This window comes from Nonomuraea sp. NPDC052265 (genome assembly GCF_044547985.1).
GTDB lineage: Bacteria > Actinomycetota > Actinomycetes > Streptosporangiales > Streptosporangiaceae > Nonomuraea.
In genome coordinates, this window is sequence record NZ_JBIUBJ010000012.1 from 59,499 (window position 1) to 83,464 (window position 23,966).

Consider the following 23,966-nt stretch of genomic DNA (forward strand, 5'->3'; position numbering starts at 1 on the left):
GGCGGCGGTCAGTCGGCGGCGGGCCAGTCGTCGCCCCACTCGACGGCGCGGGCCAGCCGGTACAGCTCGCCCTGCCGCTTGGAGACGACCACGTCCCGCAGGCCCTCGTCGCCGGTGCACAGGCTCAGCGACACCATGCCCTTGCGCTTCTGCGGGTGGCGCAGGACGCGTGCCGCCGCCCGCGGCCACTCCCCCCGTACGGCGGCCACGTAGGAGAACTTCTCGTCCTCGAAGCCGAGCGTGCCCGACTTGACGCGGCGATGGAGGGAGGTGCGCGGCAGGCGTACGGAGAAGTGGCACCAGTCGCGTCCCTGCCGGATCGGGCAGGGGCCGTCGTGCGGGCAGGGGGCGACGACGGTCAGGCCGCAGCCGGCCAGCGCCTGCCGGGCGGTGGCGATGTTGGCGTAGCCGGCGGGGGTGCCGGGCTCGATGACGATCACCATCGTCGCGTCCCCGGCCAGCCAGCGCACGACGTCGGCGTGCCGTTGCGGGGGCAGCTCGTTCAGGGCGTACGACATGGTGACCAGGTCGGCCGCGGGCCGGTCGAGCCCCGGGTCGATCGAGGCCCGCCGCCAGGTGACGTCGCGTACGGGCGCGGTCCTGGCCAGCCGCCGGCCGAGCTCGATGATCTGGGGGTCGTGCTCGACGACGGTGACGCGCTCCAGCGAGGGCCAGACCGGCCCGGCCGCCCAGACCGCCGCCCCGGTGCCGCCGCCCACGTCGAGCTGCGTCCGCGGCGCGAAGCCGGGGGTCATCGCGGCGGCCTGGCGCATGGCCGTGCCCGCGGCGGCGTACGTGGCGGGCATGCGGTAGGCGGCGTAGGCCGCGATGTCGGCCGGGGTGCGCAGGTGCGGCGCGGCGGCGGACGGACCGGTGCGGTAGCGCTCGGTGAGCTGTTCCATCGCGCGGGACAGGTCGTGCGGCGCGTAGCGGGCCAGGGCCGCGTCCAGAGCGGTCCTGAGCTCGTCGGGGAGGATGGTCATCGTGTCGTCCTGGCGGTCGGGCGGTGTCGGGAAGGGGCGGGCGACCGCTTCGGGCGAGGAGCGCGGCCCCTGCGAGACGCGGGCGAACCCCCATCTGTCCAGCGATGTCGCGACGCAGCGTATCAAGGCGGAAGCGGAGCTCAGCCGGGCACCGGAGGCCGGAACAGGCGCCAGAACGACTGGGCCGCGGCGGAGTCACGCCGCCCGCCGCACACCCAGTGCGTGATCACCCCGATGAGCGCCCCGGCCAGGAAGGCGGCGTGCACGTCGGCGGGCACGTCCTCGAACCCCGCCGGGCGGCCGCCCGCGGCGAACCGGCCGGTCAGCTCCTCGGTGAGCCGCTCGCGCATCCGGGCGGCGAAGCGGGCGCTGCCCTGGCCGCCGAGCATGCGCTCGTACAGGGTGGCGTTGTCGGCGACGTGGTCGAACAGCTCCGCCAGCGGGGCCGGCGGCCGGTCGCGGGGGGCGTCGAGCGGGCACAGGGCGGCCGCCCGCGCCACGGCGGTGACGGCGTCCTCCATGGCGTCGGTGACCAGCGCGTCGACGTCCGGATAGTGGAGGTAGATCGTGGCGCGGTTGACCTCGGCGTGCTGGGCGAGCGCGGACATGGTGATGCTGCCCAGCTCCTGCCGGACGGCCAGCTCCAGCACGGCGGCCTTGAGACGGGCACGCGTACGCCGCGCGCGCGGATCCTCCGGGTTCACGCCGCCACTATACGACACATGTTGATTAATCGACAGTTGTCGCATAGATTGCCGGTCATGCGAATCGAAGTCTGGGCGGACGTGGTCTGCGGATGGGCCCACATCGGGAAGCGGCGGCTGGAGAAGGCCCTCGCGTCCTGGGAGGGCGAGCCGGTCGAGATGGTCTGGCGGCCGTACCAGATCGATCCGTCGGCCCCGGCGAAGGCCGAGCCCCTGGCGGCGGCGCTGCGCGACCCCATGGTCGAGGAGACGCTGCGGGCCTGCTCGCCCGGCCCGTCCCCGGCGGACAACCGGGTGCGGGTGGCCGGAATCGCCGCCGGCGAAGGGCTCGGGCAGCAGTGGGGCGCGGCCTGGCGGCCCAACACGCTGGAGGCGCACCGGCTGATCGCCGTGGCGTACGAGACGGGCGGCGCGGCGCGGCAGTCGACCGTGGTCGAGCGGGTGTTGTCGGCGCACTTCGTCGAGACCCGCGACATCGGCGACCCGGCTGTGCTGTCGGCGATCGCCGCCGAGGCCGGGGTGCCGTGGGACGGGCGGGGCGCCGGCCTGGTGCGCGAGCTGCTGCTCACGGGCAAGGCCAAGGGCGTGCGCACGTCGCCGACCATCGTGGCGGGCGACCGCGCCCTGGCCGGGGCCCAGCCGCCGGACGTGATCAGGGACTTCCTGACCGACGCCGCCGCCCACCCGGCCAGGCGGCTGCCCGCCGAGGTGGAGCGCCTGCGGTTCGCCGAGTCGCTGCTCGACCAGCGCGACCCGCTCGGCGCGCTGACGCTGCTGCGCCCGCTGCTCGACGAGCACGGCACGGATCGCGGGGTGCGGCTGCTGGCGGCTCGGGCGTACTTCGCCTCGGCCCAGCTCGGCCGGGCGCGTACGGCCCTGGAGAGCCTGGTCGCCGACGCGCCCGACGACTCCTACGCCCGCCACCTCCTCGGCCGCACCCTCCACCGCCAGGGCCACCCGGAGCAGGCCGCCCCGCACCTGACCCTGGCCGCCGTCATGACCCCCGACTACGCCTGACGCCGAGCCCGTGGCGAACGCGACCCGCTCCCACCCCCCGGCGGGAGCGGGTCGCCGGGGTGAAGATCACCTATGACCAGGCCGGGCCGGTCCCGATCAGCGGCCCGATCAGCGGCCGGGCTCCAGGCCGGCCCAGGTGCGGCCCGTACGGTCGGTGTCCTCGGCCAGGATCGTCCCGATGACCCCGGCCAGCAGGTCGCGGTGCGCCGTGGGCAGGCCGGCGGCCAGCGTCTCCAGGCGGGCCGCCACCCCGTCGTGGGCGCGCACCGCGATCTCCGCGCCCGCGCAGGTCAGCTCGATCAGGCAGGCGCGGCGGTCCCGCTCGTCGCGCACCCGGGCCACCAGCCCGCGTTTCTCGGCGCGGTCCACGAGCCCGGTCAGGCTCGACTTCTCCAGGTGCAGCGCCCGGGTCAGCCCGGTCATCCCGATGGGCCCGCCGACCAGCAGGCACAGGAGCTGGGCCTGCTGCGGGGTCAGGTCGTGTTCCCTGCTGACCTCGCCGTAGACCTGCTGGACCAGGTGCGCCAGGCGGACGAGCGCCTCGGTGAGGCTCAGGCCGGGCGCTTCGGTGGCGACCATGCGACCAGTGTAATTGACAGTAGTTGGCGGCACGAACTAAATTTACTTCGCGACACCAACAGTTCGTACAGCCAACTAATGGATGAGCCCCTCATGCCCGACTACGGTCACGACCTGATGTTCAGCGCCAACCTCGTCCCGGCCGCCGGGCAGGCGGACGAGGTCGTGGCCCTCGCCCAGCTCGCCGAGCGCGCCGGGCTCGACCTGGTGACCTTCCAGGACCACCCCTACCAGCCCGCCCTGCTCGACACCTGGACGCTGCTCAGCTTCGTCGCCGCGCGCACCGAGCGCATCCGGCTGGCGGGCAACGTGCACCCGCTGCCGCTGCGCCCACCCGCGGTGCTCGCCCAGGCCGCGGCCAGCCTCGACCTGCTCAGCCACGGCCGGTTCGAGCTGGCGCTCGGCGCGGGCGGGTACTGGGACGCCATCGAGGCCATGGGCGGCCCCCGGCACACGCCGGCCGAGGCCGTGGACGCGCTGGCGGAGGGCATCGGGATCATCCGCGCGATCTGGGACACCGGCACGCGCGGCGGCGTCCACCACCGCGGCGAGCACTACCGGGTGGACGGGCTCAAGCGCGGCCCGCGACCGGCCCACGACATCGGGATCTGGATCGGGGCGTACAAGCCGCGCATGCTCCGGCTCACCGGGCGGCTGGCCGACGGCTGGCTGCCCTCGCTCCCCCGTTTCAAGGACACCACGGCGCTGGCCGAGGGCAACGCGGTCATCGACGAGGCCGCCTCGGAGGCCGGACGGTCGCCGTCCGACGTGCGGCGGCTGCTCAACCTGGGCGAGCCGCTGCCCGCCGAGCAGCTCGCCGAGCTGGCCCTCGTCCACGGGGTGAGCGTCTTCATCCTCATGTCCGGGGATGCGCGCCAGATCGAGCGCTTCGCCGCCGAGACCGCCCCCGCCGTACGCGAGCTGGTCGCCGCCGGACGCGGGCGGTCGCCGGAACCGTCGCCGGAACACCGCACCGGGACCGGCATCGGGACCCACGCCGGCACCCGCGTCTGGGACGAGGCCACCCGCCCCACCGCGCCCGACCCCGACCCCGGCCGCCGCCACACCCCGCCGGAGCAGGCCGCCGGGCAGCACCTCGTGGACGTGCACGATCACCTGCGCGCCGAGCTGGCCCAGCTCCGCGACCTCGTCGAGCAGGTGGCCGCGGGCACGATCGACGCGGGCGCCGCCCGTTCGCAGATCGCGACCATGACGATGCGGCAGAACAACTGGACGCTGGGGGCGTACTGCGAGTCGTACTGCAGGCTCGTCACCATGCACCACACCGGCGAGGACAGCATGGTCTTCCCGAAGCTGCGCCGGGCCGAGCCGGGGCTCGCGCCCGTGCTGGACCGCCTCCAGGAGGAGCACGAGGCCATCCACAAGATCATCGAACGCGTGGACCGGACGCTGGTCGCCTTCGTCGGCGAGCCCGGCGGCCTGGACGACCTGCGCGCCGCCGTCGACCTGCTCAGCGACGCACTGCTGTCCCATCTGTCGTACGAGGAGCGGGAGCTGGTCGCGCCGCTGTCGAGGCACGGCTTCTGACCGCGAGGCCGCCGGGGGCAGGGAAGGCGTGCCGGCGGGCGGCGGCCACGACGGCGAGAGCGGCCAGGGCCGCCGGGAGCGCGGTCCACGGCAGCGCGCCCGCCCCCGCGCCCTCCAGCACCAGCCCGCCGGTGAGCGACCCGGCCGCGATGCCCGCGTTGTAGACGGTGGTCTGCATCGACGTGGCCACGTCGGCGTTGTCCGGCCCCGAGGCGGCGACCAGCGCGGTCTGCAGCAGCGTCGGCGCTCCCCCGAACGCCATGCCCCACAACGCGACCGCGCCCAGCAGCACCCCGGCGGACCCGGCGTACAGACCAAGGGCCGACATGGACGCGGCCACCGCGGCCAGCACCGCGAGCAGGGTCGCCCGCGAGCGCCGGTCGATCACCGCGCCGACCACCCAGATGCCCGCCACCGTGGCCACGCCGAACACCAGCAGCACGGTCCCCGGCCGGCCGAACCCCGCCCGCTCCGCGAACAGCGCCAGGTACGTGTACATCGCCTGGTGCCCCAGCAGCACCAGGAGCGTCACCGCCAGCACGGTCCTGACGCCGGGGATCACCGCGACCCGTCGCAGCGGCACCCGCCGCGCCGCCGGCTCGCCGGGGAAGGGCGGCACCTTCCACAGGACCCAGCCCACCAGGACCAGCGCCACCGCCGACAGCGACCCGAACGCCGCCCGCCATCCGACGGCCGCCGCGAGCTGCGTCCCCGCCGGGATGCCCGCGCACAAGGCCACGGTGATCCCGGCCGAGACGATCGCGATGGCCCGCCCGCGCCGCTCGGCGGGGACCATGCGGGCGGCGTACCCGACGAGCATGGCCCACAGGATGCCGCCCATCACCCCCGCGCCCACCCGCGCCCCGAACGTCACCGGGTACGACGACGACACCGCCGTGACCGCGTTGAGCAGCGCGAACCCGCAGAGCGCGGCCACCAGCACCTGCCGCCTGGGCAGCCCGCGCAGCAGCGCGGTCAGCGGGATCGCGGCCAGGAAGGCGGCGACCGCGTAGGCGGTCACGAGGAAGCCGGCCGTTCCCTCCGGCACGTCGAGGGCGGCGGCGAGCTGCGGCAGCAGGCCCGCCGGGAGGAGTTCGGTCATCACGGCCGTGAACGCCGCCGTGAACAGCGCGAGCAAACCCGCCCACGGGAGTTTCGCAGGAGACATGCCGCCTATGCTGAAACCCTCACATCAGTGTGAAGGCAAATCTCCGAGGAAAGCATGAAGATCGGACAGTTGTCCCAGCGTACGGGCGTGCCGACGCGCATGCTCCGCTACTACGAGGAGCAGGACCTCCTGCACCCCGACCGCGCCGGCAACGGCTACCGGGACTATCCCGAGCCGGCGGTCTACCGGGTCCAGCAGATCCGCGGCCTGCTCGACTCGGGCCTCACCACGGAGATCATCCGCCGCATCCTGCCGTTCCTGACCAGGCCGGACGAGATCCACCTGCACCCGGAGTGCCTGACGCCCGAGCTGGCCGAGCTGCTGCAGGCGGAGGCGGGCCGCATCCAGCAGCGCATCGACTGCCTGTCCCGCAACCGGGACGCCATCCACGCCTACCTGGCCGCCGTGCGGTCCGCCTCGGAGGAGGGCGCGTCCTCCGCCTGATCGTTCTGCTGGAATGAGGGCATGGAGACCTTGGCCGACCTTCTCGCGGACGCGGCGGCGGGCCGCCCGCCCGCCCCCGACGGCACCGTGACCGTCCTGCCCCAGCCGTCGGAGCGCGACGCGGGGATCATCGCCTTCACCGCCCACACGCTGGTCTTCGCCGACGTCGATCCGGCGCGGGTGCACGCCCTGCTGCCCGCCGGCGACCTGTCGGCCCCGCTCATGCCGGCGTTCCTGACGGCGATGGAGGCCGAGACCGGCCGGCGGACCGGCAACCTGGACCTGCTCGCGGCGGCCGCGCCGCTCCCCGGGCCGCCGCCGCTGCCGCTGGAGGAGCTCACCGCCGGCGACCATCCGCGGGTCGTCCGGGCCCGCCGCCACCGGGACGCCGTGCGCGTGTGGGTGACGGGCGACGGCGGCGGCCTGGTCACGCTGGGACGCGGCGTGGCGGGCCGCTGGGAGGCGGCCGTCGAGGTGGAGCCGGAGCACCGCGGGCGCGGGCTCGGCAGGTCGCTGGCCACGGCGGCCAGGCACCTGGCGCCCGGCCCGCTGTGGGCGCAGATCGCGCCGGGCAACGCCGCGAGCGTACGGGCCTTCCTGGCGGCGGGTTACCTGCCGATGGGCGCCGAGGTGCTGCTCGTTCCTGAAGACAGCTGAACGAAGGTGTCTGTCCCGGCGGGTTCCGTTCGTCGGCAGGGCATCGGAACTGAACGGAAAGGGACAACGATGAACACAGTCATCTCCGGTGACGGCACCCGCATCGCCTACGACCAGGTGGGCGAGGGGCCCGCCGTCGTCCTGGTGGACGGCGCGATGTGCTTCCGCGGCTCGGGCCGGGCGGGCCGCTGGCGGCCGAGCCGGCCCGCGGCTTCACCGTCCTCACCTATGACCGGCGCGGGCGGGGCGACAGCGGCGACGGCGCCGACGGCGCGGACTTCGCCGTGGCGCGGGAGGTGGACGACCTGACCGCCGTGATCGGGCGGGCCGGAGGCGACGTACGCGTCTTCGGCCACTCCTCCGGCGCGGTGCTGGCTCTGGAGGCGGCCGCGGCCGGGGTGCCGATGGCCAGGCTGGCGCTGTTCGAGCCGCCGCCGCTCGGCGACGACGCCGGGCTGGGCGACGAGCTGGACAGGCTGGTCAAGGAGGGGCGGCGCGGCGGTGCTGTCCTGGTACGCCGCCGTCACCGTGCCCACGCTCCTCGTCGACAGCCAGGCCAGTCCGGAGCGTCTGCACGCGTCCACGGTGGCGGTCGCCGGGACCGTGCCGGGGGCGCGGCACCGCCGTCTGCCGGGCGGGTTCCACGACGTCGGACCGGATGTGCTCGCGCCGGCGCTGGCCGAGTTCTTCGCCTGAGCGCGGCGGGTTCGTGACCTGAAGCGCGGTGAGCCGGCGGCCCGTGAACCCTTGCCAGGCCGGGGCCGCCGGTGTCCGGGAGTTTGCTGGTCGGGGGCCCGCTGTTGGGAGAAACCAGGTGTGGCGCAGCGGAAGCCGTCCAAGATCGCTACGTATAGTGATGGCCGATGTCACTTCGTGATTACAGGGGGAGCTCATGAGAGGTAACCTCATCGCCGCCGGCGGTGCGCTGCTCGTCGCGGCCACGGTGTTCAGCATGGCCGGCGTGGCCGCCGCGGACACCTGGAACGACGAGAGGCACTGGTACCCGGACAACTGCAGCCTCGGAACGAACGACGACTCCACGTACCACCACGTCACGAAGGAGGGCAGGTTCGCCGGCACGCGTGACGCCGACGCCTGCAAGGGCGGCGAGCACGGCTTCGACTCCGACGACGAGGGCTGGGGCTGGAAGCACAAGGACCACGACCGCCACAACTGGCCGGGCAGCGGCAACGGCAACTGGATCGGCCATGGCTACGGCCCGGGCGCGGGCGTCGGCGTCTAGGACCGGCCCCCTCACACACCTCGATCCCGGCGCCCCGCGAGGGTGCCGGGATCGGCGCGTCCCCGCGGCGGCCCCGGGCAGGGCCCCGGCCGCTGATATCTTCTGCCGTAAAGAGATCCACGGCAGAGGGGTGTCGGTACTGTGGTCGTCTTCGCCGGGCAGGGGGACGCGCGCCGTTCGATGGCGTTGTTGTGGCGGACCGAGGAGCCGGTCGAGTCGCGTCCCGGCCCCAAGCCGGGCCTGAGCGTGGACGTCATCGTCGACGCCGCCATCGCCGTCGCCGACGCCGAGGGCATGGCCGCGCTGTCCATGCGCAAGGTCGGCGAACGGCTGGGCCGCACCGGCATGGCCCTCTACACCTACGTCCCCAGCAAGGGCGAGCTGGTGGACCTCATGTACGACAAGGCCCTGGGCGAGCTGCCCACCGGCCACGACCTGGCCGGAGGCTGGCGGGCGGCGGTCACCGCGTGGGCCGAGCACCTGTGGGAGTTCTACCAGCGCCACCCCTGGGTGCTCCAGGTGTCGCAGGCCCGGCCGGTGCTCGGCCCCAACGAGTTCGCGCTGCTGGAGAGCCTGGTCGCGATCCTGCGCGAGACCGGCCTGCGCCCGCCCCGGCTGCGCGGGGTGGTCTCGTTGTTGTTCGACTTCGTCCGCGGCGCGGCCAGGACGGTCGCCGAGTCCCGGCAGGCCCCCTCGGCCACCGGCGTGTCGGACGAGGAGTGGTGGCACACCCGTTCACGCCTGCTGGAGGAGGTCGCGCCGGGGTTCGCGGCCCGCTTCCCCATGGTGGCCTGGGTGGAGAGCGAGGGCGGCGTCCCCGGCGAGGGCGAGCCGTACCTGGAGCACAAGGTGAACGAGGCGTTCACGGTCGGGCTCACCGTGCTGCTCGACGGCGTGGAGGCCGCCGTCGAGGCGGGCTGAGCCGCGCGCCGGGGCCCGCCGGGACGGTCAGCGCCCCTTGAGGAAGGAGGCCCAGGCCTCCAGGGCCGCTCCGGGGTCGGCGCGGCCCACGCCGAGGCGGAACCGGTCGTCCGGCGTGGGCGTGAGCTCCGACCGGTAGACGCCCGCGGGGAGCAGCAGCACGCCGGCCCGTTCGACCAGCTCGGCGCAGAACACCTCGACGCCGTCGGACCCCAGGTAGCGCGGGAACGTGACGCAGCCGCCGTCGGGCGCCCGCCACTCGAACAGGTCGCCGAACTCGCCGAAGAACGCCTCGAACCTGGGCAGGTTGGCGGCGATGATCCCGCGGTTGCGCTCCAGGATGGTCTCCCGCGCCTTGATCGCGATGCGGGCGAGGATCTCGCTGGGCGCGGAGTTGCAGATGGTCGTGTAGTGCTTGGCGCGTTCGAGGCGGGCGCGCAGCTCGCGGTCGCGGCAGGCGATCCAGCCGATGCGCAGGCCGGGCAGGCCGAGGGACTTGGAGGTGACGTTCAGCGAGAGCGCCGTCGGCGACAGGTCGGCGGCCTGCGGCAGCGTACGGGCGGGGTCGAGCTCCAGCCCGCGGTAGACCTCGTCGCTGAACAGGTGGACGCCGCGCTCCTCGCACAGCTCGGCCAGCCGGGCAAGGTCGGCGGCGCCGATGACCTTGCCCGTCGGGTTGTTGGGGAAGTTGACCGACACCACGCGGGTGTTCGGCCGGATGGCGGCGGCCACGGCGTCGAGGTCGAGCGCCCAGTCGCGGCCGGGGTCGAGCGCAACGCCGGTCACCTCGCACAACGCCGCCGGAACCGTCTCGGCGGACTGGTAGCAGGGCGTGACCACCACGGCGTGGTCGCCAGGGCCGAGCAGCACCTGCATGGCCAGGTACAGGGCCTCCTCGGCGCCCGCGAAGACGATCACGTCGTCCGCGGCGACCCGCTCGTACGTGTCCGCGACGGCCTGGCGCAGCCCGGGTTCGCCGAAGGTCTCGGTGTAGCCGAGCGACAGCGTCTCCCAGGCGTGCCTGTCGTCGTCGCCGGCCAGGGCGAGCAGGTCGGCCATGGTCATGGTCTGCGCGTCGGAGGCGGCCATGTGGTGCCGGGCGGTGAACTCCCAGCGCGAGAAGTAGACCTCCAGCCGGAAGTCGGGCAGTCGGGTCAAGGTCGTCTCCTCCTGAGCTCGGCGAGCAGGGCGTAGAGGGTGGAGCGGGAGGTCCGCAACGCCCCCGCGACGACGGACGTGGCCCGCCGGACGGCGAAGACCCCGGCCAGGTCGAGCTCCGCCATCACGGCGAGGCGGTCCGCGCGGGTCAGCCGTTCCACCGGCCGGCCGTGCTCGCGGACGTAGGCGCCGACGATCTGCTGGACGCGCTCGGTCCAGTCATGCTCGAACAGCGCCTCGGGGCGGGGCGCCGAGGGCGCGGCGAAGGCGGCCAGCAGCGCCGCGGCCTGCTCCAGCGGGGTGCGGTCGAGGTTCACGCAGAGCACGGCGGACGGCTCGCCGCCCGGGTCGCGCAGCACGGCGCTCACCGACGACAGCCGCCGCCCGTCGGCCAGCAGCTTCTCGTAGGGGCCGTAGACGCCGCCGGGCGAGGCGTCCAGCCGGTCCAGCTCGCCGAGCAGCGAGGGGGCGCCGGGGCCGCGCCCGGACATCGGGTTCCACACGCCCAGCACCCGGTCGCCGCGGACGTCGTGCAGGATCACCTCGGCGTACGGGGCCAGCAGCGCCGCCACCGCCTCGCACACCGGCGACCACAGCCGCACGCGGGCATCCGTCTCTGTCACGTGCCGGATCTTATGTCCAGTTTGGACACTATGTCCAGGAAGGCTCAGGCGTGCGCGCCCACGGTCACCTGGCCGATGGTCAGGCGCGGCCTGCCCTCCAGGATCTCCCCCACCCGTTCCACCTGCTCGTCGAGCTCGCGAAGCTGGGCGGCGGTCAGGCCCCACAGCGGTTCGACGGTGACGTCGATCCTGCTGCCGGAGCGCCGCTGGTGCCACACCCCGCGTACCTCGCCGTCCACGAGCAGCACGGGGAAGTTGCCCGCCTGCCCGCCGGCCAGCGCCCGCTGCCAGGCCCGGCCGGGGTAGAGCAGCTCGCGCGGCCGGCCCGCGATCAGGTACGCGTCGAAGTACGGCAGCAGCCGCACACCGCGCGGCGGCCCGTCCGGCGCCGCCGTGTCCCCCGCCAGCACCCGGGCCGGACGCCCGTCGAACAGCACCTCCTCGGTCTCCACCGACGCGAACGCCTCAGCCGCCCACCGCCCCGGCGCCCCGGCCCACTGGGCGAACTGGGCCGAGGTGGCCGGCCCGTACGCGGCCAGGTAGGCCTTGACCAGGGCGGCCCGCCCGTCCGCCGGCACGGGCACGTCCGGCGCGGCGCGGTAGGTGACCTTGCGCCCCCTGGCCGGCCCGAACACGAACGCTCCCCGGTGCGCCGCCACGGTCATCGCCTGCCGCCAGCGCGGCCACATGCCCTGGAACGCGGGTACGACGAGGTCGCCCGCCCACGGCCCGGTGGCCGCGACGACCGCCTCGCTCAGCTCGTCGATCGTCATGTCGGCCACGGACAGCACGTCGCGGACGGCCTGGACGACCTGGCCGATCTGCTCCGCCGTCAGCCGGACGCCCTCGGGTCCGGTGGGCCCGGCGGGCATCGACGACAGCGCGCCCCGCCACATGGGCAGGTCGGCGGCCGGGAGCAGGTGCACGGTTCCGCGCGGCCCGTGCGTCTTGACCAGGGCCTCCTCGCCCCACAACGCCTCGCGCACGTGGGCGCGGGTGACCCCGCCGAGCCGCAGGGCGATCGAGAGCTCGGCCGCCGACATGACCTGGGCGTGCGCCCCGCACATGGCGGCCACGACGGCGGCCTGGCCCTTGTCCGCGGCGGGGGCGGGGGCGGGGGCGGCCAGGTGGGCGCGCTCCAGGCGCCTCGCGCTGACCTGCGGCCACGACAGTTCGATCACGAATTCCTCCTCGGTGCGTCGCCCTTCACCGTACGAGGTGATGCGGCAAGGTTCCTTCCGCATTCCTACGTGAGCGCGCGAGCGACAGAGATCCGATCACCAGGAGATCAAAAAAGGGATTCGAGCGCAGTTTCTTCCCCAGGCGGTGACTACAGACCTTGATAGATCGGATGAAACGTGACCTTGACGTGATCGCCTTCCCTGGAGGGGTTGGCCACAATGAGGGCCATCCCCCGACTGGAGGCCCTTGTGCGCCATGGCAAGCCCTGGCGGCTGTTCCTCGCGGCATCTCTCGCCGCGACCGGACTGACCGCCCTCACCCCGGCCTCCGCCCACGCGGCCGGCACCGTCTTCCACGTCTCCCCCGACGGTGACGACGCCGCCGCCGGCACCGAGGCGGCGCCGTTCAGGACGATCGAGCGCGCCCAGCGCGCCGTGCGCGCGGCCCTGCCCGACGCGCCGGAACCGCCCCGGGTACGGGTGCGCGGCGGCGTCTACCACCTCGCCGCGCCCCTGACCTTCACCCCCGCCGACTCCGGGGCCGTCTACGAGGCGGCCGCCGGCGAGCAGGTCGTGCTCAGCGGCGGACGCCGGCTGACCCCCGCCTGGACCCCGTACCAGGGTGAGACCCTGGTCGCCGACATCGGCGCGGGCCTCGACTTCGACGAGCTCTTCCTCGACGGCACGCGGCAGGTCCTGGCCCGCTACCCCAACGCCGATCCCAAGGTCGCCGTGCTCGACGGGTACGCCGCCGACGCGATCTCCCCCGCACGGGTCGCCCGCTGGAAGAACCCCACGACCGCGCTGGTCCGCGGGCTGCACCAGGGCGAATGGGGCGGGAACTCCTTCAAGGTGACCGGCGTCGGCGACGGCGGCGAACCGATCCTGAAGTGGGTCGGCGACAACAACCGGGGCGACGGCCTGCACCCGCAGAAGCGCATGGTCGAGAACGTCCTGGAGGAGCTGGACGCCCCCGGCGAGTGGTTCTACGACAAGGACGCCGGCCGCCTGTACCTCCAGCCGCCCGCCGGTCTCGACCCGGCCGAGGCCCGCGTCGAGACCGCCGAACGCGAGGAGCTCGTGCGCGTCGTCGGCGACTCGCCCTCCTCGCCGGTGCACGACCTCACCTTCACCGGGTTCACCTTCACCCAGACCCACCGCACGCTGTTCAGCCGCCCGTACGAGAAGCTGCAGCTCGGCGACTGGGCCATCGTCCGGGCCGGCGCGGTCTACCTGAAGAACACCCAGCGGGTCGCCATCCGTGACGCCCGGTTCGACCAGGTCGGCGGCAACGCCGTCTTCATGGACGGGTACGCCGAGGGCAACGTCGTCTCCGGCGGCGAGTTCCGCGAGTCCGGGGCCAGCGACGTCGCGGTCGTCGGCTCGCCGGCGGCCGTCCGCGAGCCGTCCACCTGGGACGACATGCGGCGCACGATCACCGACACCACGCCGGGCCCGAAGACCGAGGACTACCCGCGCGACATCACCATCAGCGGCAACCACATGACCCGCAACGGCCGGTTCGAGAAGCAGAGCTCGGGCGTGCAGATCTCGATGAGCCGCCGGGTGACGGTCTCCGGCAACACCGTGCACGACGGCCCGCGCGCCTGCGTCGACATCAACGACGGCACGTGGGGCGGGCACGTGATCGAGGACAACGACATCTTCGACTGCGTCGAGGAGACCTCCGACCACGGGCCGATCAACAGCTGGGGCCGCGACCGGTTCTGGCCGCTGACGACCGGCGACGCCCAGAAGAAGGCGTACGCCAAGCTCGACGCGATGGAGACGACGAAGATCCGGCACAACCGGATCCGGCACTCCTCCCACTGGGACGTCGACCTCGACGACGGCTCCTCCAACTACGAGGTCACCGGGAACCTGCTGCTCAACGGCGGGGTGAAGCTGCGCGAGGGCTTCTTCAGGACCGTGCGCGGCAACATCTTCGTCAACGGCGGCGGCCACTTCCACGTCTCCTACGAGGGCAACGGCGACGTCGTCGAGAAGAACATCTTCGTCACCGACGACCCCTACGACTTCATCCAGAGCGACCCGTCCACCAGCAAGACCGTCTACGACGACAACCTGTTCTGGAACAACGGCAAGCCCGTCGCCGACATCACCTCCGCCTGGCGGGCCCGCGGGCTCGACACCCGCTCGGTCGTCGCCGACCCGCTGTTCGAGGGGCCGAGCCCGTACGCCGACCCGGCCAAGCTCGACTACACGCTCAAGGCCGGCTCCCCCGCGCTGGCGCTGGGCTTCCAGCCGTTCCCGATGACCGGGTTCGGCAAGCCCGGCTCGCCCACGCCGCCGCCGCTCACCTGGCGCGAGCCCGAGACCGGCATGACGATCGGCAACCTGGCCGAGCCGCTCATGGGCGCGACGGTCACCGAGGTCCACAGCGACGAGGTGAAGTCCTCGGTCGGGCTCACCGACTACGACGGCCTGTTCCTGGCCGCCGTCCCGGCCGGGTCCCACGCCCACGGGCAGGGGCTGCGGACCGGCGACGTGATCAGGGAGATCGCCGGGACGAAGGTCACCGACCGCGACAGCTTCTGGAAGGTCTACAACCGCACGCCCGCCGGGCGGCCCGTGCCGCTGAAGGTGTGGCGCGCGCAGGCGCTGACGGACCTGAGTCTGACCAAGGCGTACGGCGTGGAGACCATCGACAACGTCTCCGGCGTCACCTACACCGGCCAGGGCTGGGACTGGAAGAACGACCGGCGCGGCGGCGGCGGCTCGACCCTCGACGACCTGCACGCCACCCAGACCGACGGCGACTCCTTCGAGCTGGCCTTCGACGGCACCGGCGTCGAGTACATCGCCCAGGTCAACTCCGACGAGGGCAAGGTCGACCTCTACCTGGACGGCAAGCTCGACGCCACCATCGACAACGGCAACCCGACCCGGGAGTACCAGAAGGTCGTCTACACCAAGACCGGGCTGGCGCCGGGCCCGCACACGCTCAAGGGCGTCAAGAAGGACGGCTCGTACTTCATCGTGGACGGCTTCAAGATCCACTCCGCCCCCGGGGCCGAGGACGGCGAGCCGCCGGTGACGACCGCGTCCGGGGTGCCCTCCGGCTGGTCGGACGGGCCCGTCACGGTGGTCCTGACCGCCGCCGACGCGGGCTCCGGCGTCGAGCGCACCGAGTACCGGCTCGGCGACAGCCCCTGGCAGCCCTACACGGCCCCCGTGCGGGTGGACCGCGAAGGGGAGAGCGAGCTCGCCTTCCGCAGCGCCGACCGGGCGGGCAACGTCGAGGAGCCCAGGACGGTCACCGTACGGATCGACACGACGGCCCCCACACTGACCGTCACGCCGGACCCCGCCCGCCTGTGGCCGCCGAACCACAAGCCGGCACCGGTGCAGGTCACGCTGAAGGCGGCCGACGCCGGGCCGGTCACCGTCACCCTGGTCTCGATCACCAGCTCCCAGGGCGACGCCGAGGACGACGTCCGCGGTGCCGCCTACGGCACCGCCGACACCTCCTTCGCCCTGCGCGCCGAGCGGGACGGCGGCGAGGACCGGGTGTACACGGTCACGTACCGGGCGGTCGACCGGGCGGGCAACGCCACCGAGGCCGGCGCCAGGGTCACCGTGGGACGCGCCGGCTAGGTCGCGGACGGGCCGACTCCCCCCTGGCCGGCCCGTCCGACTTCCGCCGTCATGCGCATGGCGGGCATCCTGTCAGGGCAGGACCCCGCCATGACGTCTGCGCGAGGCTTCGGCGGCGGGTCCGGAATCTTCCGCCGCAAACCGGTAGAACAGATCGCCACCGAGCACGAGGGTGAACTCAACCGCGTGCTCGGGCTCTGGCAGCTCACCGCGATCGGGGTGGGCGGCATCATCGGCGCCGGCATCTTCGCGCTCGCCGGCGCCGTCGCCAACCAGACCGCCGGGCCCGCCGTCGTGATCTCCTTCCTGATCGCGGGCATCGCCAGCGCCGCCGCCGCGTTCTCCTACGCGGAGTTCACCGGCATGATCCCGAAGGCCGGATCGGCCTACACCTACGGCTACGCCGTGCTCGGCGAGATCGTCGGCTGGTTCATCGGCTGGGACCTGCTGCTGGAGTACACCGCCATCGTCGCGGTCGTGGCGATCGGCATCTCGGGCTACTTCGGCTTCCTCCTCGGCCAGCTCGGCATCGACCTGCCCGCCTGGATGCTCGGCGCGCCGGGCACCGGGCCGGGGCACGTCGTCGACCTGTTCGCGGGCATCCTGTGCCTGTTCATCGCGTTCCTGCTCAACCTCGGGATGCGGTCGGCCGCCCGGTTCGAGACGTTCGTCGTCATGGTCAAGGTCGCGGTGGTGCTGCTGGTGATCGTGGTGGGCTTCTTCTACGTCCGCACCGAGAACTACACGCCGTTCTTCCCCTTCGGGTTCGGCGGGGCGGTGACCGGCGCGGCCACCGTGTTCTTCGCCGTCTTCGGCTACGACGCCATGAGCACGGCCGCCGAGGAGTCGAAGGACGCCCAGCGGCACATGCCCAAGGCCATCCTCTACTCCCTGGCCATCTCGATGGTCCTGTACGTGCTGGCCTGCCTCGTGCTCACCGGCATGCAGAACTACCAGGACATCGACCCCGAGAGCGGCTTCTCCTCGGCGTTCGCCTCCGTCGGGCTGTCGGGGCTGGCCGGCGTCATCGCGGTCGGCGCCATCGTCGGCATCCTGACCGTCATGTTCACCTTCATGCTCGGCGTGACCCGCGTGTGGTTCGCGATGAGCCGCGACGGGCTGCTGCCGTCCTGGTTCGCCAAGCTCCACCCCGTACGGCACGTGCCGGTCAGGGTGACCTGGATCGTCGGCGTCGCCTCGGCGCTCATCGCCGGGTTCCTGCCGATCAGGGAGGCGGCGGAGCTGACCAACATCGGCATCCTGCTGGCCTTCGTGGTGGTCTGCGCGGCGGTGATCGTGCTCCGCTACCGGCGTCCCGACCTGCCGCGCGGCTTCCGCATGCCGGGCATGCCGGTGGTGCCGGCGATCGGGGTGCTCTTCTCCATCTGGCTGATCACGTTCCTGGAGCCGCTGACCTGGCTCAGGTTCGTCGTGTGGTTCCTGATCGGGCTGGTGATCTACTTCGCCTACGGGCGCCGCCACTCGGTGCTGAACCGCCGCGACTGACGCGTCAGTTCCCGTCCTGGTAGACCATGGGCCCGATCTCCTTGTACGCCGCCTTGGAGGCGTCCTTGAGCCAGGGACGGGTGCTGGTGGCGTTGGCGCGGTTGGTGTAGACGGCCATGGTGTGCAGCAGGTAGCGGTGGGTGTAGCCGACCCATCCCCAGGTCTGGGCCCTGCTCCAGCTCGTCGAGTGGCACAACCCGGAGCCGGGGCCCTTCCTCGGGCACACGATCCCCCAGGCGTCGGCGTAGGCGTCGTCGAGCCGCGCGTACGCGGTGTCGGCGCGGCCGTCGTTCTTCAGCGGCACGACCCACACCGAGACCATGATCCGCTTGTTCGCCGGCGCGCCCGGGTTCACGTACGAGCCCTTGACCATCTTGGAGCAGCGCGCCTTGCGCAGGACCGAGCGGACGTTGGCCGCGTGGTAGGCGTCCGGGCACTTGTCCACGCCGCTCGACCGGAGGGTGTAGCGCACGCCCTTGGCCGTGGTGAAGGAGTCGGGCAGCAGGGCGCCGGGCGTGAGCGGGGTCGGGTCGGTGTCCTGGCGGTCGAGGTCGCCGGGGTCGAACGGCTCGTCGGTGGGCGGGTCGAGCGTGGGCGTCTCAGTGGGTGTCTCGCTGGGTGTCTCGCTGGGTGTCTCCGTGGGCTGCTCAGTGGGCCACGGCGAGCCGGAGGACGGCGACGGCCAGGGCGTGGGGACGGCCGGCGTGCCGGAGGACGCCGCCGTCAGCAGGCTCTCCCCGCTCTCCCGGCCGAGCCCCTTCACCGCCGAGACCACCGCCACCGCGCCGACCACGGCGAGCACCACGCCGATCACCCCGACGCCGGCCCCCAGGCCGACCTTCATCCCCGTGCTGAGGCCGGTGCCGGGCGGGGGCGGCCCCGCGGGCCCGGAGGGAGGCGGCGGGATGGGCCCGGAAGGAGGCGGCGGCATGGGAGGTTGCCGCATCGGGCCCGACGGCATCGGGCCCGACGGCATCGGGCCCGGCCGCATCGGGCCCGGCCGCATCGGGCCCGGCGGCGGTACGAGGGTGGGCGCGGTCGAGGCCGACGACGCGGCCCGCCGCAGCTCCCCCGCCCACCGCTCCGGACCAGGCCGCCGGTCGGCCGGCCCGTGGAGCGCCGCCGCCGCCAGGTCGGCCAGCCCGGGGCCGGCGGCGGCCAGCCGGCCGAGGTCCGTGGAGGTCTGGTCGCGGGCGAGGACCCGGACGGCCAGCAGCGCGAACTTGTAGGCGTCGCCCTGCGGGGTGCCCTTGGGCTCGTCGGCGGGGATCTGCCAGTCGGGCGTCTCCATCTGCGGTAACGCCTCCGCCCCGGCCAGCCGCATCGCGTCGCAGCCGATGAGGAAGCACTCCGGGGAGCCCTCCGTGGCGAACAGCAGGTTCTTGGGCGACAGGTCGCCGACGACGATGTCCATCGCGTGCAGGCGGGCGAGCGTGTCGGCCAGGTCGGCCAGCAGCAGCAGGCGGTCGCGGTCGCTGATCCGCAGGCCGATGCCGCCGACGTAGGCGTCGTCGTTGAGCAGGAACTCCATCGTGGCCGGCCGGCGCTCGGTCCCCGACAGCGTCCGCAGGCCGACGGAGAACCGGTGGGGCACCGACCGCATGAGGAAGCCGCGGACCTCGCCCCCGGACTCGACGACCTCGGCGGGCCAGGCGGTCTTGTCGCACAGCCAGGCGGCGTCCCATCCGGGGAGCCGGCCGATCAGCCCGGCCATCTCGGTCAGGACGCCGGCGTCGAGGTGGGGCAGGACGGCGGGGTCGTACTCCTTGTAGGCGACGTCCCACTGGCCGTTGATGCGGCGGCCGGGCACCTCGTGGACCGTGCCCTGGCCGCCCTGCCCGAGACGCCGGCCGAGGACGAGGTCCGCCCGGTCCGTGCCGCTCATCGGGCCGCGCCCCTCGGCCACAGGGCCAGCAGCGTCCGGTCGTCGTCGAACGTCTCCCGGGAGAAGTCGAGCAGGTGCGCCAGCCACAGCGGGGACGGCGGCGCGGCCAGGTGCGCGGCGAACAGCGCGCCCACCTGGCCGTCCCCGTCTCCCAGCGGATCGCCGAAGCCGTCGGTGCCCACCAGCAGGACCTGGCCGGGCGCCAGCGTGCCGGACCACCGCTCGGGCCGCTCGGGCACCCTGGGCAGGGCGGTGACCGAGGTGGGAACCACGTCGCCGTCCGTCTTCAGCTCGAACAGGGGCAGGAACCGGGATCCGGCCAGGTCGAGCGCCCAGGCGCCGGAGTCGCCGACGCGGATCAGCGAGACCTCGACGCCGTGCGCGCCGGCGCGGGCCGTGCCGGCCACGAGCGTGGTGGCCAGCAACTCCTCGACCTGGGCCAGGTCGGGCTCCCGCCGCAACATCGCCGCGGCCTGCCGGTGCAGCGTCCCGGCCGCGTGCCGGAGGACCGCCACGAGATCGGGGGCCGCACGGCCCTCGTCGAGCTGGGCGTGGACGGCCCACACCGCCGCGCGGCACGCCTCCGAGGCCCCGACCGTCGAGGCGGACGCCCCGGACAGCCCGTCGGCCACGGCGAACACCACGGTGCCGGTCTGCTCGTGGAGCACGGCGCAGGCGGCGTCCTGGCGGGGCTGGCGGTAGTAGCGGTGCCGCTCGCCCCGGACCGAGGCCGACCGCAGCGTCATCTCGGGGGTGGACCACCCGTCGCACTCGGCGTCGGGGCACGTGCCTCCCTGCGGGCGCGGCGGCGCCGGCTCGAACTCCGGGCCGGGCACGTCGACCACGACCCGCTCCCAGACGCGGATCCCGCCTGCCTGCTCCGGTGCGTGCTGCACGTGCCCTCCTGCGTCCGTACGCGGTGTCAGACCTCGTCGATCGCCAGCCGGAACTGCTCGGGCCGGTTCACCACGAGCTGCGGGTCGCCCTGGGCCATGGCCCGGCCGGAGGCGACCAGGCCGGCCGTCAGCGCGTGGAAGAACTCGGCGATCGCCGTGCCGATGTCGGCGCTGGGCAGGGCCACGAAGGCGAACTCCCGGCGGGTCGCCACCTGGACCGTCGTCTCGGCCCGCGCGTGGTGGTACGGCCCCATCGACGCGGACTCGTCCGCGGCCACGTAGGCGGGCAGCAGGACGCCCCTAGCCTTGGCCACCGTGCGCCCACCGCCCTTCGAGCCCGCCCTTTTTCGGAGGATATCAGCGTCCGTTTGATGAAGATCAAGGATTTGCGAACCCGGATCTCCCGGTGCACCCGGCATACCGTGGCGTTATGGAAAGTTGTGAGCTGTTCGCCTGACGACCTTGGGTGGCAACTTTAAGCAAGCCCCAGCCAAAGGGCTCCTTCGATCCCCACACCCCCCGGGGACATGTGAGAGGAGTCACCCAGAGTGAACAGCACGTTCAAGTCAGGCGCGATCGCCGTGTTGGCGGCGGCGGCCCTGACCGTCCCGATGACGGGCGCCGCCGGCGCCACGTCGAAGGCGCACTTATCCACCGCGGCGACCACCATCGCCAAGGCCGAACCACCGGCGTTCGCCCCCGCGGACCCCAAATCGCGCGACCGCGCGAAAGTGAACGCCGACGCGGCACTCGCCGCCGACGCCGGACGCCTGCACAAGGGCTCCGGCGACGCCTTCACTCTGTCGGCCAACATCGCCGGAACCTACGGCCTGCAATATCTGACCTACGAACGCACGTACAAGGGCCTGCCCGTCTACGGCGGCGAGGTCGTCGTCGGCACCGACCGGGCCGGACAGGTGATCCAGCAGGTGGTCACCGGCCAGACCGCCAAGATCAAGATCGGCGTCGAGCCGTCGGTGACCGGCGGGCAGGCCGCGGCCACCGCCCGAGCCCTCCTCCCGGACGTGGACGAGCTGACCCCGGCCGAGCTGGTCGTCCACGCGACCACCGCCACGCCCAGGCTGGCCTGGCGGGTGCAGGTCACCGGGCGGACGGCCACCGGCAGGCCCAGCGTCCTCGACGTGTTCGTGGACGCGCGCTCCGGCTCGCTGATCGACAAGTTCGACAAGGTGCACGAGGGCACCGGCCGCGGCTTCTACGACGGCACGGTGACGATCGACACCAGCGGCTCCGCCGGCTCGTACCGGATGGTGGACGCCACCAGGCCCGGCCTCCAGTGCGGCGGCCAGGGCGGGACGGCCTACACCAAGAGCACCGATTCCTGGGGCAACGGGTCGGGCACCGACCTGGAGACGGCCTGCGTGGACGCGCTGTACGCCGCCCAGATGGAATGGAACATGCTGCGGGACTGGCTGGGCCGCAACGGCCACAGCGGGAACGGCCGCTCGTTCCCCATCCGCGTCGGCCTCAACGACGTCAACGCGTTCTGGAACGGCTCGTACACCACCTTCGGCCACAACCAGGCCGGCAACCAGCAGGCCACCCCGATGGACGTCGTCGGCCACGAGTTCGGCCACTCCGTCTTCACCAACACCCCCGGTGGCGACAACGGCAACAACGAGGTCGGCGGCCTGAACGAGTCCACGGGCGACATCTTCGGCGCGCTGACCGAGGCCTACGCCAACAACCCGAACGACCCGCCGGACTACCAGGTGGGCGAAGAGGTCAACCTCGTCGGGAACGGCCCGATCCGGTACATGTACAACCCGTCCCAGGTGGGCGACCCCAACTGCTACAGCTCCTCGATCCCCAACACCGAGGTGCACGCGGCGGCCGGGCCGCAGAACCACTGGTTCTACCTGCTGGCCGAGGGCAACAACCCCGGCGGCGGCAAGCCCTCCAGCCCGATCTGCTCCGGCGGCCCCTCATCCGTGACCGGCATCGGCATCCAGAAGGCCGGCAAGATCTTCATGGGCACGCTGCAGGCCAAGACGCAGCCGTGGACCCACGCCAAGGCGCGGGTGGCCTCGCTCAACGCCGCCAAGTCGCTGTTCCCGAACAGCTGCGTGGAGTTCAACGCGGTCAAGGCCGCCTGGGACGCCGTGAGCGTCCGGGCCACCGGCGACCCGAGCTGCGTGGCCAACCCGGACACCTTCTCGCTGCAGGTCAGCCCCGGCTCCGGCGCTGCCGACCCGGGCGGCTCGGCCACCACCACCCTGACCACGGTGACGACCGGCGGCAACGCCCAGCAGGTCCAGCTCAGGACGGGGACGCTCCCGGCCGGCGTGACCGCGCAGTTCAACCCGGCCACCATCCAGTCGGGCCAGTCCTCCACGCTGACCCTCAACGTGGCGGCGAACGCGGCTCCCGGGGCGTACACCGTGCAGGTGATCGCGCAGGGCACGGCCCAGACGCAGACGCAGAACTACTCGCTCACCGTCAACCGGCCGATCCTCGACCAGTTCTCGCTGGCGCTCAGCCCGGCCTCGGGGTCGGTGGACGCGGGCGGCAGCACCGCCTCGACGCTGACCACCACGACCACGAGCGGCAACGCCCAGCAGGTCCAGCTCAGGACGGGGACGCTCCCGGCCGGCGTGACCGCTCAGTTCAACCCGGCCACCATCCAGTCGGGCCAGTCGTCGGCTCTGACGATCGCGACGGCGTCCACCGTGGCGGCCGGGACGTACACCGTCCAGGTGATCGCCCAGGGCACGGCCCAGACGCAGACCGCGAACTACACCCTGACCGTCTCCCGGCCGGGTGACCCGGACGCGTTCTCCGTCCGGCTCGACCCCGAGGCGGGCACCGCTACGGCCGGGGGCACCGCGGTCACCACGGTGAACACGGCGACGACCGGCGGGCAGCCCCAGCAGGTCACGCTGTCGGCCACCAAGCTGCCGAACGGCGTCACCGCGGCCTTCGACCCGGCCACGATCCAGTCGGGCCAGTCGTCCAGGCTGACCTTCACCGTCGCCTCGACGGCGAAGAACGGCACGTACCCGATCACGGTGACGGCCGCCGGCACGGCCCAGACGCAGACGGCGAGCTACGCGCTCACGGTCACCGGCGGCACGCCGGCCGGCGACTTCACCGTCGCCGCCGACCCGTCGTCGGCCACCGTCCAGGCGGGCGGGACGGCGACCACCACGCTGAGCACGCAGGTCACCACCGGCCGGCCGATCCCGCTCACGCTGGCGGCCGACGGCGTGCCGCCGGGCGCGACCGTGACGTTCAGCCCGTCGTCCATCAACTCGGGCGAGTCGTCCACGGTGACGGTGACCACGTCGGCCGGCACGCCGGCGCAGACGTACACGATCACCCTCAACGCGAACGGCGCCGCCGGCCACGGCACGTCGTTCTCGCTGACGGTGAACGGCGGCGGCGGTGACACGTGGCAGGAATGGCACGCCTACAACGCCGGCGACGAGGTCACCTACCAGGGTGTCCGCTACCGCTGCGTGATCGCCCACACCTCGCAACCGGACTGGACGCCCGACGTCGTACCGGCTCTATGGCAGCGGATCGGATGACGATCCGCCCAGTGCCCCGCAACCCGGGGGGTGACTGAGGGCCGGAGCGGAGGGGGTCCCACCGGACCCCCTCCGTTCTGGTTTCCCACTGTTTGATCAAGTACGCGGCCCTTCAGGAGGGTGAGCGCCTTCGGCCGCCTGTCCTGGGTGTGAGTGCCCGTGCGCCGCCACCGCATCCGCGTGCCCTAGACCTGGTTCCCTTGGGACGGCCTGCACGAGGGCGGCCGGCGCCTGCTGATCACGGCCTTCCCGCCGCCGGGGACCGCGTCGTCACCAACCGTGAA

20 protein-coding genes and 1 pseudogene are annotated in these 23,966 nt (G+C 73.2%); 11 read left to right on the forward strand and 10 right to left on the reverse strand.

Features of this window, described 5'->3' with window-relative positions:
- Positions 1 to 8 precede the first annotated feature (8 nt).
- Entirely contained in the window at positions 9 to 983 is a 975-nt protein-coding gene (locus tag ACIHAD_RS30610; protein WP_397358117.1) for a small ribosomal subunit Rsm22 family protein, read from the reverse strand.
- A gap of 140 nt (positions 984 to 1,123) precedes the next feature.
- A complete protein-coding gene (locus tag ACIHAD_RS30615) occupies positions 1,124 to 1,687 on the reverse strand; it encodes a TetR/AcrR family transcriptional regulator (RefSeq protein WP_397358118.1) in 564 nt (187 codons plus the stop codon).
- A gap of 57 nt (positions 1,688 to 1,744) precedes the next feature.
- Between ACIHAD_RS30615 and ACIHAD_RS30620 the strand changes: the two genes are divergently transcribed.
- Positions 1,745 to 2,704, forward strand: coding sequence for a DsbA family protein (locus ACIHAD_RS30620; RefSeq protein ID WP_397358120.1), 960 nt, complete (start codon positions 1,745 to 1,747; stop codon positions 2,702 to 2,704).
- Between the two features lie 108 nt (positions 2,705 to 2,812).
- Here ACIHAD_RS30620 and ACIHAD_RS30625 read toward each other — a convergent pair whose 3' ends face one another.
- Positions 2,813 to 3,283 (reverse strand): MarR family winged helix-turn-helix transcriptional regulator, encoded by a 471-nt coding sequence (locus ACIHAD_RS30625; protein WP_397358121.1) that lies wholly within the window; start codon positions 3,281 to 3,283, stop codon positions 2,813 to 2,815.
- Between the two features lie 78 nt (positions 3,284 to 3,361).
- Between ACIHAD_RS30625 and ACIHAD_RS30630 the strand changes: the two genes are divergently transcribed.
- The gene (locus tag ACIHAD_RS30630) at positions 3,362 to 4,831 is read left to right on the forward strand and encodes an LLM class flavin-dependent oxidoreductase (RefSeq protein ID WP_397358122.1); all 1,470 of its coding nucleotides are present in this window, start codon (positions 3,362 to 3,364) and stop codon (positions 4,829 to 4,831) included.
- Here ACIHAD_RS30630 and ACIHAD_RS30635 read toward each other — a convergent pair.
- Positions 4,755 to 5,999 (reverse strand): MFS transporter, encoded by a 1,245-nt coding sequence (locus ACIHAD_RS30635; protein ID WP_397358123.1) that lies wholly within the window; start codon positions 5,997 to 5,999, stop codon positions 4,755 to 4,757. The two genes, ACIHAD_RS30630 and ACIHAD_RS30635, sit on opposite strands and share 77 nt — an antisense overlap.
- 54 nt (positions 6,000 to 6,053) lie before the next feature.
- On the opposite strand from ACIHAD_RS30635, the gene ACIHAD_RS30640 reads away from it, so the two are divergent.
- The 6 genes and pseudogenes from ACIHAD_RS30640 to ACIHAD_RS30665 all read left to right on the forward strand — a co-directional run bounded on the left by ACIHAD_RS30640 (position 6,054) and on the right by ACIHAD_RS30665 (position 9,264).
- Positions 6,054 to 6,443, forward strand: a complete 390-nt coding sequence (locus ACIHAD_RS30640) for a MerR family transcriptional regulator (protein ID WP_397358124.1) — start codon at positions 6,054 to 6,056, stop codon at positions 6,441 to 6,443.
- 21 nt (positions 6,444 to 6,464) lie between these two features.
- Positions 6,465 to 7,100, forward strand: coding sequence for a GNAT family N-acetyltransferase (locus tag ACIHAD_RS30645; protein ID WP_397358125.1), 636 nt, complete (start codon positions 6,465 to 6,467; stop codon positions 7,098 to 7,100).
- Positions 7,101 to 7,258: 158 nt separating this feature from the next.
- Positions 7,259 to 7,597: pseudogene (locus tag ACIHAD_RS30650) on the forward strand (alpha/beta fold hydrolase); the annotation flags it as partial.
- A 4-nt stretch (positions 7,598 to 7,601) separates the two neighbouring features.
- On the forward strand, positions 7,602 to 7,796 hold the full coding sequence (locus ACIHAD_RS30655; protein ID WP_397358349.1) for a hypothetical protein: 195 nt from the start codon (positions 7,602 to 7,604) through the stop codon (positions 7,794 to 7,796).
- A 196-nt stretch (positions 7,797 to 7,992) separates the two neighbouring features.
- Positions 7,993 to 8,343, forward strand: coding sequence for a hypothetical protein (locus ACIHAD_RS30660; protein WP_397358126.1), 351 nt, complete (start codon positions 7,993 to 7,995; stop codon positions 8,341 to 8,343).
- 141 nt (positions 8,344 to 8,484) lie between these two features.
- Positions 8,485 to 9,264, forward strand: coding sequence for a TetR/AcrR family transcriptional regulator C-terminal domain-containing protein (locus ACIHAD_RS30665; protein ID WP_397358127.1), 780 nt, complete (start codon positions 8,485 to 8,487; stop codon positions 9,262 to 9,264).
- A gap of 27 nt (positions 9,265 to 9,291) precedes the next feature.
- Here ACIHAD_RS30665 and ACIHAD_RS30670 read toward each other — a convergent pair whose 3' ends face one another.
- Genes ACIHAD_RS30670 through ACIHAD_RS30680 form a run of 3 tightly spaced genes read right to left on the reverse strand, consistent with a single transcriptional unit; the run spans position 9,292 to position 12,226 of the window.
- The gene (locus ACIHAD_RS30670) at positions 9,292 to 10,422 is read right to left on the reverse strand and encodes an aminotransferase class I/II-fold pyridoxal phosphate-dependent enzyme (RefSeq protein WP_397358128.1); all 1,131 of its coding nucleotides are present in this window, start codon (positions 10,420 to 10,422) and stop codon (positions 9,292 to 9,294) included.
- Positions 10,419 to 11,045, reverse strand: coding sequence for a transcriptional regulator (locus ACIHAD_RS30675; protein WP_397358129.1), 627 nt, complete (start codon positions 11,043 to 11,045; stop codon positions 10,419 to 10,421). Before ACIHAD_RS30675 ends, ACIHAD_RS30670 begins: the two co-directional genes overlap by 4 nt.
- A gap of 44 nt (positions 11,046 to 11,089) precedes the next feature.
- Complete coding sequence (locus ACIHAD_RS30680; RefSeq protein WP_397358130.1) at positions 11,090 to 12,226, reverse strand: winged helix DNA-binding domain-containing protein; 1,137 nt, start codon at positions 12,224 to 12,226, stop codon at positions 11,090 to 11,092.
- Between the two features lie 249 nt (positions 12,227 to 12,475).
- On the opposite strand from ACIHAD_RS30680, the gene ACIHAD_RS30685 reads away from it, so the two are divergent.
- A complete protein-coding gene (locus ACIHAD_RS30685) occupies positions 12,476 to 15,844 on the forward strand; it encodes an OmpL47-type beta-barrel domain-containing protein (RefSeq protein WP_397358131.1) in 3,369 nt (1,122 codons plus the stop codon).
- Between the two features lie 90 nt (positions 15,845 to 15,934).
- Positions 15,935 to 17,350, forward strand: coding sequence for an amino acid permease (locus ACIHAD_RS30690; protein WP_397358132.1), 1,416 nt, complete (start codon positions 15,935 to 15,937; stop codon positions 17,348 to 17,350).
- A gap of 4 nt (positions 17,351 to 17,354) precedes the next feature.
- Here ACIHAD_RS30690 and ACIHAD_RS30695 read toward each other — a convergent pair whose 3' ends face one another.
- Genes ACIHAD_RS30695 through ACIHAD_RS30705 form a run of 3 tightly spaced genes read right to left on the reverse strand, consistent with a single transcriptional unit; the run spans position 17,355 to position 20,445 of the window.
- Positions 17,355 to 19,235 (reverse strand): hypothetical protein, encoded by a 1,881-nt coding sequence (locus ACIHAD_RS30695; RefSeq protein WP_397358133.1) that lies wholly within the window; start codon positions 19,233 to 19,235, stop codon positions 17,355 to 17,357.
- The gene (locus tag ACIHAD_RS30700) at positions 19,232 to 20,131 is read right to left on the reverse strand and encodes a protein phosphatase 2C domain-containing protein (protein ID WP_397358134.1); all 900 of its coding nucleotides are present in this window, start codon (positions 20,129 to 20,131) and stop codon (positions 19,232 to 19,234) included. Before ACIHAD_RS30700 ends, ACIHAD_RS30695 begins: the two co-directional genes overlap by 4 nt.
- Before the next feature lie 26 nt (positions 20,132 to 20,157).
- The gene (locus tag ACIHAD_RS30705) at positions 20,158 to 20,445 is read right to left on the reverse strand and encodes a hypothetical protein (RefSeq protein ID WP_397358135.1); all 288 of its coding nucleotides are present in this window, start codon (positions 20,443 to 20,445) and stop codon (positions 20,158 to 20,160) included.
- 234 nt (positions 20,446 to 20,679) lie between these two features.
- On the opposite strand from ACIHAD_RS30705, the gene ACIHAD_RS30710 reads away from it, so the two are divergent.
- Positions 20,680 to 23,682, forward strand: a complete 3,003-nt coding sequence (locus ACIHAD_RS30710) for a M4 family metallopeptidase (RefSeq protein ID WP_397358136.1) — start codon at positions 20,680 to 20,682, stop codon at positions 23,680 to 23,682.
- The last annotated feature ends 284 nt before the right edge of the window (positions 23,683 to 23,966 follow it).